The organism is Pseudomonas sp. ef1, from assembly GCF_007293365.2.
Classification (GTDB): domain Bacteria; phylum Pseudomonadota; class Gammaproteobacteria; order Pseudomonadales; family Pseudomonadaceae; genus Aquipseudomonas; species Aquipseudomonas siliginis.
Genome location: NZ_CM129815.1, coordinates 2,837,676 through 2,853,420 on the forward strand (window position 1 = coordinate 2,837,676; position 15,745 = coordinate 2,853,420).

Sequence of the window (15,745 nt, forward strand, 5' to 3'; positions counted from 1 at the left end):
CATAGAGGAGGGCGCAGGCCCGATGGTTCAACTGCTCAACCGCGGGCTTCCTTGAACAGCACGGCGATGCCCGGATGATAGTTGCCCGCGTCGCTGTGCAATTTGCGATAGGCGTAGGGGAAATACCAGGCCACGGCGCAGGTGTGTTCCTTTTGCAGGTCGTCGACCATGTCCTGCAGTTCTTCAGGGCTGGCGCTGTGCTGGGCTTTTTGCGGAGCAACAAAGAGGCAGCCGAGCTTGAGATCGCTGGCGTAACTGATGCGCTTGGCATCAGCGGTGACGTCGAGCAGTGCCTGGGTCAGGTTGAGGTTGTTGACTCGTGGCCAGCGTTGCGTGGCCTGAATGAACGCGCGGTCTTCGGCGCCGGCAATCAGCAGATCTGCGCGAGCATTGCGTTCGCCTTCTTCGTTCTGTTTGCGCGTGGCCGTGTCGTTCAGCGTGACCATTTCAGCCATCCACGCCGCTGCCGCGAGCAGGCCGAGATTGGCTTTCTCGTCGTGCCAATATGGCGTGTCGTTGTCGCCGCGTACGGTGTTGTAGCGATCGATACAGTCAAACCAGCGTTCCAGCACCGGGCGCAGAAATTCCAGGCGCGGGTTGCTGATGATCATGCCTTGCATCGTCGTCATCCTTATTGTTGTAGTGGGCTTTTCGGGAAAAGCATGGCTCTTTGATATCACTTGTCGCAGTCTGGCACAAGATTGCCGCTGCACAATGGATCAACGGCAGTTATTCGCGCGCAAAGCGCCTCTTCAATTGACGCTCCACCCCCAACCCTCTAACCTTCGCCGCTTGTTTCAGGTGCTCTGTGGCCCCGCGTCGACAGAGTGAAACAGGGAAGCCGGTGAGGGTGGTCTTCGAGCGAAGCCACGACGATCCCGGCGCTGCCCCCGCAACGGTAAATGAGTGAAAACTGCGCCTTGAGCCACTGCCTCGAAAGAAGCGGGAAGGCGCGCAGTCAGGCGAAACGCCGCTCATGAGCCCGGAGACCGGCCTGATCCATCTCAGCGGCATCACGGTGGGCGATGCCAGGCTTTTTGCCGTCTATTCTTGTGCCTGCCCGCCGTTATCCAGCCTCAACGGAGAGCTCCCCCCATGACTGATTCCCCCGAGCGTGACGAACGCCATCTGGCGCGCATGCAGCGCAAGAAAGCCGTGATCGACGAACGCATTGCCAACTCGCCCGACGAATGTGGCCTGGTGCTGGTGCTGACCGGCAACGGCAAAGGCAAGAGCAGCTCGGCGTTCGGCATGCTCGCCCGCGCGATGGGCCACGGCATGCAGTGCGGCGTGGTGCAGTTCATCAAGGGCCGCAACAGCACTGGCGAGGAATTGTTTTTCCGCCGCTTCCCCGAGCAAGTGCGTTTCCACGTCATGGGCGAAGGCTTCACCTGGGAAACCCAGGATCGCCAGCGTGACATCGCCGCTGCGACCGCCGCTTGGGAAGTCTCGCGTGAATTGTTGCGCGACCCTTCGATCGGTCTGGTGGTGCTCGATGAATTGAACATCGCCCTCAAGCACGGCTACCTCGATCTCGATCAGGTGCTCAGCGATTTGCAAGCGCGCCCGCCGATGCAGCACGTGGTGGTCACCGGTCGCGGCGCCAAGCCGGAAATGATCGAGATGGGCGACACGGTTACCGAGATGGGCATGCTCAAGCACGCCTTCCAGGCCGGGATCAAAGCGCAGAAAGGCGTCGAACTTTGAAGCCACCACGTCACTGCCCCGCGGTGTTGATCGCCGCGCCGGCCTCCGGTCAGGGCAAGACCACCGTCACCGCCGCACTCGCCCGTTTGCATCGCAATCAGGGGCGCAAGGTGCGCGTGTTCAAATGCGGCCCGGACTTTCTCGACCCGATGATCCTCGAGCGCGCCAGCGGTGCGCCGGTGTATCAACTGGACATGTGGATGGTCGGCGAGCAGGAAAGTCGCCGGCTGTTGTGGGAAGCCGCCGCCGAGGCTGACCTGATTCTGATCGAGGGCGTGATGGGCCTTTTCGACGGCACGCCATCCAGCGCTGATCTGGCGCGCCACTTCGGTGTGCCGGTGCTCGGCGTGATCGACGGCACCGCCATGGCGCAGACCTTTGGCGCCTTGGCGCTGGGCCTGGCGAAGTATCAGCCGGACTTGCCGTTCGCTGGCGTGCTGGCCAACCGCGTCGGCACCTTGCGCCATGCGCAATTACTCGAAGGCAGCCTCACCGAAGGTCTGCGCTGGTACGGTGCGCTGTCCCGCGAAACCGGTATCGAATTGCCGAGCCGCCACCTCGGCCTGGTTCAGGCCAGCGAATTGAATGATCTGGATCTGCGCCTCGACGCGGCCGCCGATGCGCTGGCCAGCAGTTGCGAGGTCGCGCTGCCACCGGCCGTAGAATTCGCCGCGCCTGACCTCATCGCCGCAGAGCCTCTATTAAAAGGTGTGCGCATCGCCGTTGCCCGCGATGAAGCCTTTGCCTTCACCTATGGCGCCAGTCTCGATCTGCTGCGGGCGATGGGCGCTGAATTGCGCTTCTTCTCGCCGATCCGCGACACGCAATTGCCCGAGGCGGACAGCCTGTATCTGCCGGGCGGCTATCCAGAGTTGCATCACGTCGCGCTGGCGCAAAACGCTTCAATGCTGGCGGCGATCCGCGCGCACCATGCGGCGGGCAAGCCGTTGCTCGCTGAATGTGGCGGCATGCTTTATCTGCTTGATTCTCTGACTGACGTGGAAGGCACCCGTGCTGAGCTGGTCGGTTTGCTCAAGGGCGATGCGGTGATGCAGAAGCGTCTCGCGGCGCTGGCGTTGCAGGCGGTTGAATTGCCGGAAGGGGAGTTGCGTGGGCATACCTATCATCATTCGCTGACCACCACCGAGCTGACGCCGATTGCCCGGGGGGTGAGTCCTAATGGCGGGCGTGGGGCCGAGGCGGTTTATCGCGAGGGGCGGATGACGGCTTCTTATGTGCATTTTTATTTCCCGTCGAATCCGACTGCGATTGCGGCATTGTTTGCGCCAGATAGTGAGGCCGCCTTCGCGAGCAGGCTCGCTCCCACAATGGATGACCTGAACCCTGTGGGAGCGAGCCTGCTCGCGAAAGGGCCATGACCGACAACACATTCTCCGAAGCCGAACGCGCGGCGGTCTACAAGGCCATCGCCGAACGCCGCGACATGCGCCACTTCACCGGCGGCAGCGTCGAGCCGCAACTGCTGCGTCGTCTGCTCGAAGCCGCTCATCAAGCGCCGAGCGTCGGTCTGATGCAGCCCTGGCGCTTCATTCGTATCAGCGATCGTGCTCTGCGCGGGCAGATCCGCGATCTGGTGGAAGAAGAGCGCATCCGCACCGCCGAAGCCCTTGGCGAGCGCAGCGATGAGTTCATGCAACTCAAGGTCGAAGGCATCAACGACTGCGCCGAAGTGCTGGTCGCAGCGCTGATGGACGATCGCGAAAAACACATCTTCGGTCGGCGCACGTTGCCGGAAATGGACATGGCCTCGTTGTCCTGCGCGATCCAGAATCTGTGGCTGGCCTCCCGCGCTGAAGGCCTGGGCATGGGCTGGGTCTCGCTGTTCGAACCGCAGGCACTGGCGGATTTGCTCAAGTTGCCGGCCGGTGCCAAGCCGCTGGCGGTGTTGTGTCTCGGCCCGGTCAAGGAATTCTATCCGGCGCCGATGCTGGTACTTGAAGGCTGGGCGCAGGCGCGGCCGCTCAACGAGTTGCTGTACGAAAATTATTGGGGAGTGAGTCAATGAGTGTGGCGTTGCTGAGTGTCGCCGCAGTAGCGCTGGATGCGCTGCTTGGTGAACCGAAACGCTGGCATCCGCTGGTGGCGTTCGGCAATTTTGCCGGGCGCATCGAGCAACGCTTCAACGCCGGCGGCCGTGGCTGGCGCAGCCATGGTGTGACCGCGTGGGTGCTCGCGGTGCTGCCGCTGACTCTGCTCGCCACCGCATTTTCCTGGGCGCCCTATGTGGGCTGGATTGTCGAGATTCTCGCGCTGTATTGCGCCCTCGGCATGCGCAGCCTCGGCGAACATGTCGCGCCGGTCGCGGCTGCGTTGCGCGCCGATGATCTGGACGAGGCGCGCAAGCGTGTCGGTTATCTGGTCAGCCGCCAGACCGATGAACTCGACAGCACTGCCGTGGCCCGTGCCGCCACTGAATCGGTGCTGGAGAACGGCAGCGATGCGGTGTTCGCTGCGCTGTTCTGGTTTGTCGTCGCCGGCGCCCCGGGCGTGGTTCTGTATCGCTTGAGCAATACCCTCGATGCGATGTGGGGTTATCGCAACGAACGCTTCGAACGTTTCGGCTGGGCGGCGGCGAAAATCGACGACGTGTTGAACTACATTCCTGCGCGTCTGGTGGCGTTGACCTACGCGCTACTGGGCAAGACCCGCCTCGCGCTGAAGTGCTGGCGCACCCAAGCGCCGCAGTGGGACAGCCCTAACGCCGGCCCGGTGATGGCGGCCGGTGCCGGTGCGCTCGGCGTCGAGTTGGGTGGACCGGCGATCTATCACGGCGAACTGCATGAGCGCCCACAACTGGGCGAAGGTGCGCCGGCGGATGCCGATTCCATTGACCGTGGCTGGCAATTGGTCCAGCGCGGCGTATGGTTATGGCTGCTGATGCTTTGCCTGGGGGCGGAATTTTATGCTTGAGCACGGTGGCCGGTTGCGCAAGGCTGCACTCGATTACGGGATTGCCGAAGCCGACTGGCTCGACCTGTCCAGCGGCCTCGCGCCGTGGCCGTTCCCGATCCCGGAGATCCCGCTGCGCGCCTGGGCGCGCTTGCCGGAAACCGACGACGGTCTGGAACAGGCCGCCTGCGATTACTACGGCGCCGCGCAGGTGCTGCCGGTGGCCGGCTCGCAAATGGCTATCCAGTTGCTGCCGCGTCTGCGCCGGGCCGGCAAGGTCGGCGTGTTGTCGCCGTGCTATGCCGAGCATGCCGAAGCCTGGCGGCGCAGCGGTTACATCGTCCGTGAAGTGCTCGAGCAGGAAGTCGAGTTCTTTCTCGACAGTCTCGATGTGCTGGTGGTGGTCAATCCGAACAATCCGACCGGCCTCAGCCTGACCCCGGCACGCCTGCTCGACTGGCATGCGCGGCTGGCGCAACGCGGCGGCTGGCTGGTGGTCGACGAAGCGTTCATGGACAACACGCCGCAGCTGAGCCTGGCGCCCTATGCGCATCAGGTCGGGCTGGTGGTGTTGCGTTCGTTCGGCAAGTTTTTCGGTCTGGCCGGGGTGCGCCTCGGTTTCGTTCTGGCCGAGCGCAAGTTGCTCAAACTGCTCGCCGAACAGGTCGGGCCGTGGGCGGTGAGCGGGCCGACGCGGGTACTCGGTACGGCGTGCCTGCAAGACACCGAGGGTCACACCCGTCAGCGGATTCGTAGCGATGAAGCGAGCGAACGGCTGGTGGCCCTGCTGACCCGTTGCGGTTTTGCACCGCAGGGTGGCTGCGCGCTGTTTCAGTGGCTGATCACCGAGCACGCCGAAGCGCTGCACGAATTCCTCGCCCGGCGCGGCATCCTCCTGCGCCTGTTCAGCCACAACAGCAGTGTGCGTTTCGGCCTGCCAGCGGATGCCGCGCAAGCGCTGCGTCTCGAACAGGCTTTGCAAGCATTCGCCAAGGACCACCCATGACCACTCTGATGGTGCAAGGCACCACGTCTGATGCCGGCAAAAGCACTTTGGTGACGGCGTTGTGCCGCTGGGCCACCCGCCAGGGCGTGGCGGTGGTGCCGTTCAAGCCGCAGAACATGGCGCTCAACAGCGCAGTCACCGCTGACGGCGGCGAGATCGGCCGCGCGCAGGCAGTGCAGGCGCAAGCGGCCGGTCTTGAACCGCATACCGATATGAATCCGGTATTGCTCAAGCCCAACAGCGACACCGGCGCGCAAGTGATCATTCACGGCCGTGCGGTGACGACGATGAACGCCGTTGCCTATCACGATTACAAGGCCATCGCGATGCAAGCGGTGCTCGCTTCCCATGCGCGGCTCAGCGCGGCGTATCCGTTGGTGATGGTCGAAGGCGCCGGTTCGCCGGCGGAGATCAATCTGCGCGCTGGCGATATTGCCAACATGGGCTTTGCCGAGGCGGTGGATTGCCCGGTTTTGCTGATCGCCGACATCAATCGCGGCGGCGTGTTTGCGCATTTGGTCGGCACGCTGGAATTGCTCTCGCCGAGCGAACAGGCGAGGGTCAAAGGCTTCATCATCAACCGCTTTCGCGGCGATATCGCCTTGTTGCAACCGGGTCTCGACTGGCTGGAGCAGCGCACCGGCAAACCGGTGGTCGGCGTGTTGCCCTACGTGATGGACCTGCACCTTGAAGCCGAGGACGGCATCGACCAACGCCAGACCGACAAGGCCGAACAGGTCTTGAAAGTAGTGGTGCCGGTGCTGCCGCGCATCAGCAATCACACCGATTTCGACCCGCTGCGTCTGCATCCGCAGGTGGATCTGCAATTTGTCGGCCCGGGGCAGGCGATTCCCGCCGCCGACCTGATCATCCTGCCGGGCTCGAAAAGCGTGCGCAGTGATTTGACTTATCTACGCGCCAACGGCTGGGACGCTGCGATCAATCGGCATCTGCGCTACGGCGGCAAGGTGCTGGGGATTTGCGGCGGTCTGCAGATGCTCGGTGAGCAAGTACACGATCCGCTTGGGCTGGAAGGCGCTGCCGGCTCCAGCGCCGGTCTGGGGCTGCTGGCGTTCGAAACGCAACTCGAAGCCGAGAAGCAATTGCGCAACGTGCGCGGGCGGCTGGCGTTGGAAAGCGCCGCAGTCAGCGGTTACGAAATTCATGCTGGCGTAACCAGCGGACCGGCACTGGAAAACCCGGCGGTACATTTGGACGACGGTCGTTGCGATGGTGCGCAAAGTGCCGATGGTCAGGTGTTCGGCACCTATCTGCATGGCTTGTTCGAATCCCCCGAGGCGAGCGCGGCGTTGCTGCGCTGGGCCGGGTTGAGTGATGTGCAGGAAGTCGATTACCACGGCTTGCGCGAACGCGACATCGAGCGGCTGGCGGATCTGGTGGAGAAGCATCTGGATACCGGGCTGTTGCGGCAGCTCTGCGGGATTTGAGTTGTCTGGACTGGCCTCTTCGCGAGCAGGCTCGCTCCCACAGGGAACTGCGATCAACGGTGGGAGCGAGCCTGCTCGCGAAGGGGCCGGCTGCCTTACCACACTTTTTTGGATGAACCCATGCTCCAACTGATCCTCGGCGGCGCCCGCTCCGGCAAGAGTCGTCTGGCGGAAAAACTCGCCAGCGACAGCCATCTGGCGGTCACCTACATCGCCACCAGCCAACCGCTCGACGGCGAAATGAACCAGCGCGTCGCCCATCACCGCGCGCGCCGCCCGGTCGAATGGGCGTTGATCGAAGAGCCACTGGAACTGGCCCGCGTGCTGCGCGAATCCGCCGGCGCCGAGCGCTGCCTGCTGGTCGATTGCCTGACCCTGTGGCTGACCAATCTGCTCATGCTCGACGACGCCGAACGTCTCGCCGCCGAGCGTGAAGCCTTGCTCGACTGCCTGGCGTCGTTGCCGGGTGAAATCATCTTTGTCAGCAACGAGACCGGAATGGGTGTCGTGCCGCTGGGCGAATTGACTCGCCGCTATGTCGATGAAGCCGGTTGGCTGCATCAAGCTCTGGCCGAGCGTTGTCAGCGAGTTGTCCTGACCGTCGCCGGCCTGCCCCTGACTTTGAAAGGACCTGCGTTATGAGCCCGACCTGGTGGCTGAACCCGTGCAAAACCGTGAACTCGGACATCATCGCGCAAGCGACCGAGCGCCAGCAGCAACTGACCAAACCGGCCGGTTCGTTGGGGCGCCTTGAATCGGTGGCCGTGCAACTGGCCGGTCTGCAAGGTCAGCTCAAGCCAACGCTGGATCAAGTCTGGATCGCGATTTTCGCTGGCGACCATGGCGTGGTAGCCGAAGGCGTATCGGCTTATCCGCAGGAAGTCACCGGGCAGATGCTGCTCAACTTTGTCAGCGGCGGCGCGGCGATCAGCGTGCTGGCACGTCAGCTCGGCGCGCAACTGGAAGTGGTCGATCTGGGCACGGTGAATCCGACGCTGAATTTGCCCGGCGTGCGCCATCTGAACATCGGCGCGGGAACGGCGAATTTCGTCCAGGGCGCAGCGATGACTCAGGCGCAGGGCGAATTGGCTTTGCAGGCCGGTCGCGACAGCGTCTTGCGCGCGAAAGCCGCCGGCACGCAGTTGTTCATCGGCGGCGAGATGGGCATCGGCAATACCACGGCGGCCAGTGCGCTGGCCTGTGCCTTGCTCGATTGCCCGGTGGCGCACCTGACCGGCCCCGGTACCGGGCTGAATGCCGCTGGCGTCAGCCACAAGGCGCACGTCATCGAACGCGCGCTGGCGCTGCATGCCGCACAGCGTGGCGATGCCTTGCATACGTTGTTCAATCTCGGCGGGTTCGAGGTTGCCGCGTTGGTCGGCGCTTTTCTGGCCTGCGCGCAGGAAGGCATTGCGGTGCTGGTCGACGGCTTTATCTGCACGGTCGCCGCGCTGGTCGCGGTGCGCTTGAATCCGGCCTGTCGCCAGTGGCTGTTGTTCGGCCATCGCGGTGCCGAGCCGGGCCATCGTCATGTGCTGGAAACCTTGAGCGCCGAGCCGCTGCTCGAGCTCGGCCTGCGTCTGGGCGAGGGCAGTGGCGCAGCGTTGGCGGTGCCGTTGTTGCGTCTGGCCTGTGACCTGCACGGGCAAATGGCGACGTTCGCCGAAGCGGCCGTGGCGGATCGCCCGGCATGAGCCTGCGCCTGGATCTGCTGCGTCACGGCGAAACGGAACTCGGCGGCGGCTTGCGCGGCAGTCTCGACGATGCGCTGACCGCAAACGGCTGGACGCAGATGCGTGCAGCGGTGGTCGACGGCGGGCCGTGGGATCGAATTGTCAGTTCGCCATTGCAGCGTTGCGCGCGCTTCGCCGCCGAACTCGGTGAGCAATTGAACCTGTCCGTGCATCTGGACAAGGATCTGCAAGAGCTGCATTTCGGCGCGTGGGAAGGGCAGAGCGCGGCGGCGTTGATGGAAACGGACGCCGAAGCGCTGGGGCTGTTCTGGGCTGATCCCTATGGCTTCACGCCACCGCAGGGGGAGCCGGTCAGCGCGTTTTCCGCGCGGGTGTTGGCGGCGGTCGCGCGGTTGCAGGCGGCTTACGCCGGCGAACGGATTCTGCTGGTCAGCCACGGCGGCGTGATGCGCTTGTTGCTCGCGCAGGCACGTGGTCTGCCGCGCGAACAGTTGCTCAATGTCGAAGTCGGCCACGGCGCGCTGTTTGCGCTGACTATCGAGGCTGACGGCGCGCTCAAGGAAGGTCACTGAGATGTTACCGCTGTGGATCGCCTTGCAGTTTCTCAGCAGCCTGCCGATTCGCCTGCCGGGCATGCCTGAGCCGCAACAGCTTGGCCGTTCGCTGCTGTTTTATCCGCTGGTGGGATTGCTGTTCGGGTTGATCCTCTATGCGTTGAATCTGTTGTTGGCCAGCGCGCCGATGTTGCTCCATGCGGCGCTGTTGCTGACCGTGTGGGTATTGCTCAGCGGCGCGCTGCATCTCGATGGCCTGGCCGACAGTGCTGATGCCTGGCTCGGCGGTTTTGGTGATCGTGAACGTACGCTGACGATCATGAAAGATCCGCGCAGCGGGCCGATCGCGGTGGTCACGCTGGTGCTGGTGTTGTTGCTGAAATTCGCCGCGCTGCTGGCGCTGATCGAGCAAGGGCATACCCTGACGCTGATCATCGTCCCGGTGCTCGGGCGAGCGGCGCTGTTGGGGTTGTTTCTGACTACGCCGTATGTGCGTGCGGGTGGCTTGGGTCAGGCGCTGGCCGATCATCTGCCGCGTAAAGCGGGGTGGTGGGTGCTGGGGTTGAGTGCGCTGGGCTGCGTGTTGATCGCGGGTATCGGCGCGGTGCTGATTTCGCTGGTTGGGTTTGTCTGGCTGCGGCGATTGATGATGCGGCGGTTGGGCGGGGCTACCGGGGATACGGCAGGGGCGTTGCTGGAATTGCTGGAGATGGGGGTGTTGGTGGGGCTCGCTTTGGTCTGAAGGATTTGCGTAGATGATGCCGGCTCCTTCGCGAGCAGGCTCGCTCCCACCTTCGAAATGCAATCCCCTGTGGGAGCGAGCCTGCTCGCGAAGACGGCCTCTCCGGCAAAAATGATGTTCAGAGTAAACTCATCTGTAACTTGATTTAACACACTCGCGGGTATATACACGCATCATGCTTCCTTCTCAGTGTTTATGCACCAACCTGCGTCGCGCCGCGCGTGGCGTCAGCAGGCATTACGACGGCGCTCTCGATGGCTTCGGGATCAACGTTGCCCAGTATTCTCTGCTGTGCAATCTGCAGCGGCTGGAGCAACCGAGCATTTCCGAACTGGCTGAGGCCATGGGCCTGGATCGCAGCACCCTCGGGCGCAATTTGCGTGTGCTGGAGGGCGAAGGTCTGGTGGCGCTGGCCGAAGGCGAGGACATGCGCAACCGCATCGTGCGCCTCACTGAAACCGGCGTGCAGCGGCTGGCAGCGGCACTGCCGGCGTGGGAAGCGGCGCAACAGCGACTGATCGACCGTCTCGGTGCCGAGAAGCGCGAAACCTTGCTCAAACTGCTCGACGAACTGGCCTGACGCCGGTTTTTTCGCGCTCAAGCGGGTATATACCCGTGACTGGAGAATAACAATGACATCGATGTGGCGTACGTGCGGTTGGGTGTTGCTGGGGAGTGCGCTGATCCTGGCGTTGTCATTGGGCGTGCGCCACGGGTTCGGTCTGTTCCTGTCGCCTATGAGCGCGCAGTTCGGCTGGGGTCGCGAAGTGTTTGCCTTCGCCATCGCCCTGCAAAACCTGATCTGGGGCCTGGCGCAGCCGTTCACCGGCGCGCTGGCTGACCGCTTCGGCGCGGCGAAAGTGGTGCTGGTCGGTGGGATCCTCTACGCGGCGGGCCTGGTGTGCATGGGCCTGTCTGATTCGGCAGTGACTCTGTCACTCAGTGCCGGTCTGCTGATCGGTATCGGTCTTTCGGGCACTTCGTTTTCGGTCATTCTTGGTGTTGTGGGTCGTGCTGTGCCGCCAGAGAAACGCAGCATGGGCATGGGTATTGCCAGTGCTGCCGGTTCGTTCGGCCAGTTCGCCATGTTGCCGGGCACCCTCGGCTTGATCGGCTGGCTCGGCTGGTCGGCCGCGCTGTTGGTGCTGGGCCTGCTGGTGGCGATGATTGTGCCGCTGGTGAGCATGCTCAAGGATAAACCCCTGCCGGTGCTTGGCCATGAACAGACTCTTTCCGAAGCGCTGCGTGAGGCCTGTTCGCACTCCGGTTTCTGGCTGCTGGCGTTCGGCTTTTTTGTCTGCGGTTTTCAGGTGGTGTTCATTGGCGTGCACTTGCCAGCGTATCTGGTGGATCAGCATCTGCCCGCCAGTGTCGGCACCACGGTGCTGGCATTGATTGGGCTGTTCAACATTTTCGGCACTTACACCGCTGGTTGGCTCGGTGGCCGCATGTCCAAACCGCGACTGTTGACGGCGTTGTATCTACTGCGCGCAGTGGTGATCGTGCTGTTCCTGTGGTTGCCGGCGACCACCACCACAGCGTATCTGTTCGGCATGGCCATGGGCTTCCTGTGGCTGTCGACGGTGCCGTTGACCAACGGTACGGTGGCGACCTTGTTCGGCGTGCGCAATTTGTCCATGCTCGGTGGCATTGTCTTTCTGTTCCATCAGCTCGGTTCGTTCCTTGGTGGCTGGCTGGGCGGGGTGGTGTACGACCGAACCGGGAGTTATGACTTGATCTGGCAAGTGGCGGTTCTCTTGAGCCTGCTCGCGGCGGCGCTGAACTGGCCGGTGCGCGAGCGTCCGGTGGCGCGCCTGCAAGCTGCGGCGAGCGCAGCATGAGCCGGATCTGCGCGCGATTCGCGCTGACCGCACTGGCTGCAGCGCTGTTGGCGCTGGTGTGGTGGGGCTGGCAACGCGGCGGTCTGGCGCTGATGCAGTTGGGCATGAGCATTTGCTAGATGGCAGCGTGGCGAGTAACGTCGAAGCCTGATGACTGCCCAAGGAAATTCGACATGTTGATGCGCTGGTGTGCTGTTCCCGCGTTGCTGATGGCGTTGACTGGCCTGGCCCAGGCCGCCGACTGTCCTGAGCTGCTGCAAGGCTCGTTGCCAAAGCTGCGCGCCAAGGAATCCATCGATCTGTGCAAGCAGTACGCCGACAAGCCGCTGGTGGTGGTCAATACCGCCAGCTTCTGCGGTTTCGCCCCGCAGTTCGAAGGCCTCGAGGCGCTGAACAAGCGCTATAAGGATCAGGGGCTGGAAATGCTCGGCGTGCCGTCGAATGACTTCAAGCAGGAGTCCAAGGACAGCGCGGAAACTGCCAAGGTCTGCTACGCCAATTATGGCGTGACCTTCAACATGACCGAGCCGCAGAAGGTTCGCGGCGATGACGCCACGCATCTGTTCCAGGTGCTGGCCGCGCAGAGCAATGCGCCGAAGTGGAATTTCTACAAGTACGTGGTCGACCGGCAGGGCAAGGTCGTGGCGAGTTTTTCCAGTTTGACCAAACCGGATGACCCCGAGTTTATTGCCGCGATCGAAAAGGCCATTGCCTCCAAACCGCTGAAGCCCTGAAGCCTTTTGATGGTCCTGTAGGAGCTGACGAGTGCAACGAGGCTGCGATCTTTTGATCCTGGAATTTCAAGAACAAAAGATCGCAGCCTCGTTGCACTCGTCAGCTCCTACCGGTTTGTTCGATGCCCAGGCATGAAAAAGCCCCGCCTCTGTAAAGAGAGCGGGGCTTTTTCGTGGGCGAGGGTTTAGCCTCGCCACAGTGCATCAGAAGCGGTATGTCGCGCCGACACCGAAGCCGTTTGCCGAGTTTTCATACTTGGCATCGTAAGTCTGGCCACGCGCGTTTTCGTTGCGGATGTTGACCGACTCTTCTTTCAGGTACGAGTACGCGACGTCGATGGTCAGGTCGTCGGTCGGGCTCCAGCCGGCACCGATACTGAAGATGGTGCGGTCGCCAGTCGGGATACGCGGCGAGCGGTCTTCGTTATTGGTTGGCGACTGGTCGAAGGTCAGACCGGTACGCAGGACCCATTCCTTGTTCAACTGGTACGAGGTACCCACGGCATAGGCCCAGGAGTCATGCCAGTTCTGGTCTTCGTTGATCGAACCGAACTGACCGGCCAGCAGAGGCTGCACGCCGGAGTTCTTTACGGTGATCTTTTCCAGTTGGCTCCAGCGGGTCCAGGTGGTGCCGGCGTAGACGTTCCAGCGATCGTTGATCGCCTGGGTGACCGACAGGTCCACGGATTCCGGCGTGGTGATCTTCAGCGAAGCGTCGTATTTCTGATTGGCGCCCAGACCCGTCAGGCCCAGCACGTTGTAGTTGACCTTGGTGTTGCCTTCGAGCTTGTAATCGACCTTGGAGTGATAGGTCAGGCCCACACGGGTAGTGTCGGTGGCCTGGACCAGCAAGCCGACGTTGTAACCCAGCGCGGTGTCGTCACCCTTGATCTTGACCTTGCCATCCGGGAAAGCCTGAGAGATCGATAGGTTGGATTCCAGCGAGCCATCGATGCGGTTGATGGTCGGGCCGAAACCGATCGACACCTTGTCGTTGAAGGCGTAGCTGACGGTTGGCTGGAAGGTGATGACTTGTACTTCCGACTTGCTGCCGAAATAACGACCGGCGAAGCCGCTTTCATAATCCGTGATCAGGCCGAACGGCACGTACACACCGAGGCCGAATGCCCAGTGATCATCGATCGGTTTTACATAGAAGCCCATCGGTACGGCAGTGAGGGGCACCATGTCGCCTTTGTTGCTGCCGCCGTTCGGGCTGGAGCTGGTATCGCTGATATCGGTATGCGCGTCGACCAGGGCGACGCCGCCGGTGACTTGTTCGCGCTTGATGCGCGCCATGCCGGCCGGGTTGCCATAAACAGTGCTTGCGTCGTCGGCAGAAGAAGATCGCCCGGCAAAACCAGTCCCCATCCCACTGATGCTTTGTTCGTTGAGGGCAAAACCTGCCGCGAAGATTTGTGTGGAGGCAAGGGTAACGGCGAGGCTAAGGGTGGTTTTGAGCATGACTTTTTTCATTATTAGAACTCCTGATGATCACCGGGGCGAAAATTACCAACATTTTCGTCCCAGCGCTATAGCCTGTATGCCTTGAGTTAGAGCGGTTTTGTAGGACAATCCGACCAAAATGGCGACTTGTTGCGAGAACTTGTGAAACCGCCCGGTCAGCAAGCGACCTGATTCAGCGGTGAAACACAGGTTTGCCAAGCGCAGGTGAAGTCGCGCAAACGGCCTTGCGGTTGAAAGGTCTGGCGCCAGATACGTGCCATGCCGAGCAGGTCGGTCGGAGCGGGGAGGGTGGGGTTTTGTTCTTCTACCAGCAGCCAGGCGATGGCCGTGGCGTAACGCAGGTTGACGGTCAGTTCCAGATGCGGACCGCTGAGGAATGCATGCTGACTGGCGAGGCCGCGCACCAGGCTGGCGCGCTCCGGATCGAGCGCCAGATAATCGTCCCAGAGCGCCTGATGGCGATGCTCGGCAATCCGGTAGAGGCCGTGGCCACGGCGGTCGTGCAGGGCAGAGCCGAGGGCGGATTGGCTGGCAGCGATACCCAGCAGCAGGGATTCGGCGGTTGCGCAGTGGCGTCCCAGATAGATTAACGTGGGACGAATCACATAGCGGCACAGTTCGCTGGCAGCGATACCCATAACACCCTCGGTTCTTGTTGTTGAGGGCGAGTCCTGAAGAGGCCTTGGCAGCAGTGGATCGACTCAGGCTCGCCGCAAGCGGGTCAAGCCGCTTGAGTTGAAGTGTAGTGTCATATTCAGCGTGTAAAGGCCTGTTTTTAAAATATTTCCGCCATCGCATCCCGGGCGTTAGATCGGAACATGCTTAGAAGCGTTGCGCTAAAAGTGAAATATCAGGCAATAAAAAGCCCCGCTTTTCAGCAGGGCTTTGCTTTTGCAGCCTGTCCGGCTTTCAGGCAACCAGTGCCTGACGGGTACGCTCGATCACGGCCTGCAGCGGTTCGGCGCTGGAGTATTGATCGGGGTACAGACGCTCGCTGTGACGAGCGATACCGTGTTCATTGACCACGGTGAAGCTGAAGCAGCCTTTGCGAGCGGCCATGATCAGGCAGTTCATTGGAGCAAAAGCGTTGGTTAGGGTGCGAATGGCATCCTGAGTCTGGATTTGAGTAGACATAGTTATTAGGTGTTCCTACAAATGACACGGATAAGAACCGTGCAACGTTAAAACGTTCCAGTAACGTTGATCACCATTGATCGAACGAAGAACCCGACTGGAACAAAGCAGCCAGTTTGAAGCGCTGATAAGTGAGCGCGCTTGGGCTGGCAGGTAGGTACTTAGGAGGACAGGCATCACAGCGAGGGCAAAGGTTCTGGGCCCGGGGTGAAGATCCTGATCAATTTGCAGGTTGGTTCGGTCAGAGTAAGTGTTCTTCGCAACGCCCTTTGCTTTCGTTCAAAGGCAGCGTCGTCGCAAGAGTTACCTGGAAACCATCGAGGGGTCGTTCCCGCTTTTTTCGGCAGTGTCTTCCTGTTGGAAGTTGACCGTGGGAGATGTTCGACCGGAATTGACTTTCAGCTTGGTACTAACGCCGCGGATAGTAACGGATTCGTTCGGGCGAAGCAAACCACATGACGAAAAAAGCTTCGCACGGAAGGTTCGTGTCACACCGCCCGTCGGCGTG

Annotated in this window: 18 protein-coding genes and 1 riboswitch; of the genes, 14 read left to right on the forward strand and 4 right to left on the reverse strand. The window is 61.9% G+C overall.

Annotated elements, in window-relative coordinates; all coding sequences use genetic code 11:
- Positions 1–35 precede the first annotated feature (35 nt).
- Positions 36–620: a hypothetical protein gene (locus FEE99_RS12950; protein ID WP_041479545.1), complete on the reverse strand. Its 585-nt coding sequence runs from the start codon at positions 618–620 to the stop codon at positions 36–38.
- Between the two features lie 162 nt (positions 621–782).
- Positions 783–1,012: riboswitch (cobalamin riboswitch) on the forward strand.
- A gap of 83 nt (positions 1,013–1,095) precedes the next feature.
- Here FEE99_RS12950 and cobO point away from each other — a divergent pair.
- The 14 genes from cobO to FEE99_RS13020 all read left to right on the forward strand — a co-directional run bounded on the left by cobO (position 1,096) and on the right by FEE99_RS13020 (position 12,636).
- The gene (gene cobO / locus FEE99_RS12955) at positions 1,096–1,707 is read left to right on the forward strand and encodes a cob(I)yrinic acid a,c-diamide adenosyltransferase (RefSeq protein WP_016773703.1); all 612 of its coding nucleotides are present in this window, start codon (positions 1,096–1,098) and stop codon (positions 1,705–1,707) included.
- Complete coding sequence (locus FEE99_RS12960) at positions 1,704–3,086, forward strand: cobyrinate a,c-diamide synthase (protein WP_041479544.1); 1,383 nt, start codon at positions 1,704–1,706, stop codon at positions 3,084–3,086. Before cobO ends, FEE99_RS12960 begins: the two co-directional genes overlap by 4 nt.
- On the forward strand, positions 3,083–3,733 hold the full coding sequence (gene bluB, locus FEE99_RS12965; protein WP_024012169.1) for a 5,6-dimethylbenzimidazole synthase: 651 nt from the start codon (positions 3,083–3,085) through the stop codon (positions 3,731–3,733). The genes FEE99_RS12960 and bluB overlap by 4 nt, the downstream gene beginning before the upstream one ends.
- Positions 3,730–4,638 (forward strand): adenosylcobinamide-phosphate synthase CbiB, encoded by a 909-nt coding sequence (cbiB, locus tag FEE99_RS12970; RefSeq protein WP_041479543.1) that lies wholly within the window; start codon positions 3,730–3,732, stop codon positions 4,636–4,638. The genes bluB and cbiB overlap by 4 nt, the downstream gene beginning before the upstream one ends.
- Complete coding sequence (cobD, locus tag FEE99_RS12975) at positions 4,631–5,623, forward strand: threonine-phosphate decarboxylase CobD (RefSeq protein ID WP_041479542.1); 993 nt, start codon at positions 4,631–4,633, stop codon at positions 5,621–5,623. The genes cbiB and cobD overlap by 8 nt, the downstream gene beginning before the upstream one ends.
- Positions 5,620–7,071 (forward strand): cobyric acid synthase, encoded by a 1,452-nt coding sequence (locus FEE99_RS12980; protein ID WP_041479541.1) that lies wholly within the window; start codon positions 5,620–5,622, stop codon positions 7,069–7,071. Before cobD ends, FEE99_RS12980 begins: the two co-directional genes overlap by 4 nt.
- Positions 7,072–7,191: 120 nt before the next feature.
- Positions 7,192–7,713, forward strand: a complete 522-nt coding sequence (gene cobU, locus FEE99_RS12985; protein WP_041479540.1) for a bifunctional adenosylcobinamide kinase/adenosylcobinamide-phosphate guanylyltransferase — start codon at positions 7,192–7,194, stop codon at positions 7,711–7,713.
- Positions 7,710–8,765, forward strand: coding sequence for a nicotinate-nucleotide--dimethylbenzimidazole phosphoribosyltransferase (cobT, locus tag FEE99_RS12990; protein ID WP_041479539.1), 1,056 nt, complete (start codon positions 7,710–7,712; stop codon positions 8,763–8,765). Before cobU ends, cobT begins: the two co-directional genes overlap by 4 nt.
- Entirely contained in the window at positions 8,762–9,337 is a 576-nt protein-coding gene (gene cobC / locus FEE99_RS12995; protein WP_041479538.1) for an alpha-ribazole phosphatase family protein, read from the forward strand. Before cobT ends, cobC begins: the two co-directional genes overlap by 4 nt.
- Position 9,338: 1 nt before the next feature.
- Complete coding sequence (locus FEE99_RS13000; protein WP_041479537.1) at positions 9,339–10,061, forward strand: adenosylcobinamide-GDP ribazoletransferase; 723 nt, start codon at positions 9,339–9,341, stop codon at positions 10,059–10,061.
- Between the two features lie 175 nt (positions 10,062–10,236).
- Complete coding sequence (locus FEE99_RS13005) at positions 10,237–10,641, forward strand: MarR family winged helix-turn-helix transcriptional regulator (protein ID WP_016773714.1); 405 nt, start codon at positions 10,237–10,239, stop codon at positions 10,639–10,641.
- A 52-nt stretch (positions 10,642–10,693) separates the two neighbouring features.
- Positions 10,694–11,902 (forward strand): MFS transporter, encoded by a 1,209-nt coding sequence (locus FEE99_RS13010; RefSeq protein ID WP_041479536.1) that lies wholly within the window; start codon positions 10,694–10,696, stop codon positions 11,900–11,902.
- On the forward strand, positions 11,899–12,021 hold the full coding sequence (locus FEE99_RS13015; protein ID WP_256584315.1) for a hypothetical protein: 123 nt from the start codon (positions 11,899–11,901) through the stop codon (positions 12,019–12,021). Before FEE99_RS13010 ends, FEE99_RS13015 begins: the two co-directional genes overlap by 4 nt.
- Before the next feature lie 54 nt (positions 12,022–12,075).
- A complete protein-coding gene (locus tag FEE99_RS13020) occupies positions 12,076–12,636 on the forward strand; it encodes a glutathione peroxidase (protein WP_041479535.1) in 561 nt (186 codons plus the stop codon).
- A gap of 204 nt (positions 12,637–12,840) precedes the next feature.
- Here the strand turns inward: FEE99_RS13020 and FEE99_RS13025 are convergent, their stop codons facing one another.
- The 3 genes from FEE99_RS13025 to FEE99_RS13035 form a co-directional block, all read right to left on the reverse strand.
- Positions 12,841–14,112, reverse strand: coding sequence for an OmpP1/FadL family transporter (locus FEE99_RS13025; protein WP_041479534.1), 1,272 nt, complete (start codon positions 14,110–14,112; stop codon positions 12,841–12,843).
- Between the two features lie 146 nt (positions 14,113–14,258).
- Positions 14,259–14,741, reverse strand: a complete 483-nt coding sequence (locus FEE99_RS13030; RefSeq protein ID WP_041479533.1) for a hypothetical protein — start codon at positions 14,739–14,741, stop codon at positions 14,259–14,261.
- A gap of 271 nt (positions 14,742–15,012) precedes the next feature.
- Positions 15,013–15,237: a hypothetical protein gene (locus tag FEE99_RS13035; protein ID WP_016773719.1), complete on the reverse strand. Its 225-nt coding sequence runs from the start codon at positions 15,235–15,237 to the stop codon at positions 15,013–15,015.
- Positions 15,238–15,745 lie beyond the last annotated feature (508 nt).

What these genes read in the sequence shown, in the direction of transcription:
- FEE99_RS13015 (WP_256584315.1), top strand. Translation starts at nt 11,899, where the DNA reads ATGAGCCGGATCTGCGCGCGATTCGCGCTGACCGCACTGGCTGCAGCG.
- FEE99_RS13030 (WP_041479533.1), bottom strand. Translation starts at nt 14,741, where the DNA reads ATGGGTATCGCTGCCAGCGAACTGTGCCGCTATGTGATTCGTCCCACG.
- cobD (WP_041479542.1), top strand. Translation starts at nt 4,631, where the DNA reads ATGCTTGAGCACGGTGGCCGGTTGCGCAAGGCTGCACTCGATTACGGG.
- FEE99_RS12980 (WP_041479541.1), top strand. Translation starts at nt 5,620, where the DNA reads ATGACCACTCTGATGGTGCAAGGCACCACGTCTGATGCCGGCAAAAGC.
- cobU (WP_041479540.1), top strand. Translation starts at nt 7,192, where the DNA reads ATGCTCCAACTGATCCTCGGCGGCGCCCGCTCCGGCAAGAGTCGTCTG.
- FEE99_RS13025 (WP_041479534.1), bottom strand. Translation starts at nt 14,112, where the DNA reads ATGAAAAAAGTCATGCTCAAAACCACCCTTAGCCTCGCCGTTACCCTT.
- cobT (WP_041479539.1), top strand. Translation starts at nt 7,710, where the DNA reads ATGAGCCCGACCTGGTGGCTGAACCCGTGCAAAACCGTGAACTCGGAC.
- FEE99_RS13005 (WP_016773714.1), top strand. Translation starts at nt 10,237, where the DNA reads ATGCTTCCTTCTCAGTGTTTATGCACCAACCTGCGTCGCGCCGCGCGT.
- cobO (WP_016773703.1), top strand. Translation starts at nt 1,096, where the DNA reads ATGACTGATTCCCCCGAGCGTGACGAACGCCATCTGGCGCGCATGCAG.
- FEE99_RS12950 (WP_041479545.1), bottom strand. Translation starts at nt 620, where the DNA reads ATGCAAGGCATGATCATCAGCAACCCGCGCCTGGAATTTCTGCGCCCG.
- FEE99_RS13010 (WP_041479536.1), top strand. Translation starts at nt 10,694, where the DNA reads ATGACATCGATGTGGCGTACGTGCGGTTGGGTGTTGCTGGGGAGTGCG.
- FEE99_RS13000 (WP_041479537.1), top strand. Translation starts at nt 9,339, where the DNA reads ATGTTACCGCTGTGGATCGCCTTGCAGTTTCTCAGCAGCCTGCCGATT.
- cbiB (WP_041479543.1), top strand. Translation starts at nt 3,730, where the DNA reads ATGAGTGTGGCGTTGCTGAGTGTCGCCGCAGTAGCGCTGGATGCGCTG.
- FEE99_RS13020 (WP_041479535.1), top strand. Translation starts at nt 12,076, where the DNA reads ATGTTGATGCGCTGGTGTGCTGTTCCCGCGTTGCTGATGGCGTTGACT.
- bluB (WP_024012169.1), top strand. Translation starts at nt 3,083, where the DNA reads ATGACCGACAACACATTCTCCGAAGCCGAACGCGCGGCGGTCTACAAG.
- FEE99_RS13035 (WP_016773719.1), bottom strand. Translation starts at nt 15,237, where the DNA reads ATGTCTACTCAAATCCAGACTCAGGATGCCATTCGCACCCTAACCAAC.
- cobC (WP_041479538.1), top strand. Translation starts at nt 8,762, where the DNA reads ATGAGCCTGCGCCTGGATCTGCTGCGTCACGGCGAAACGGAACTCGGC.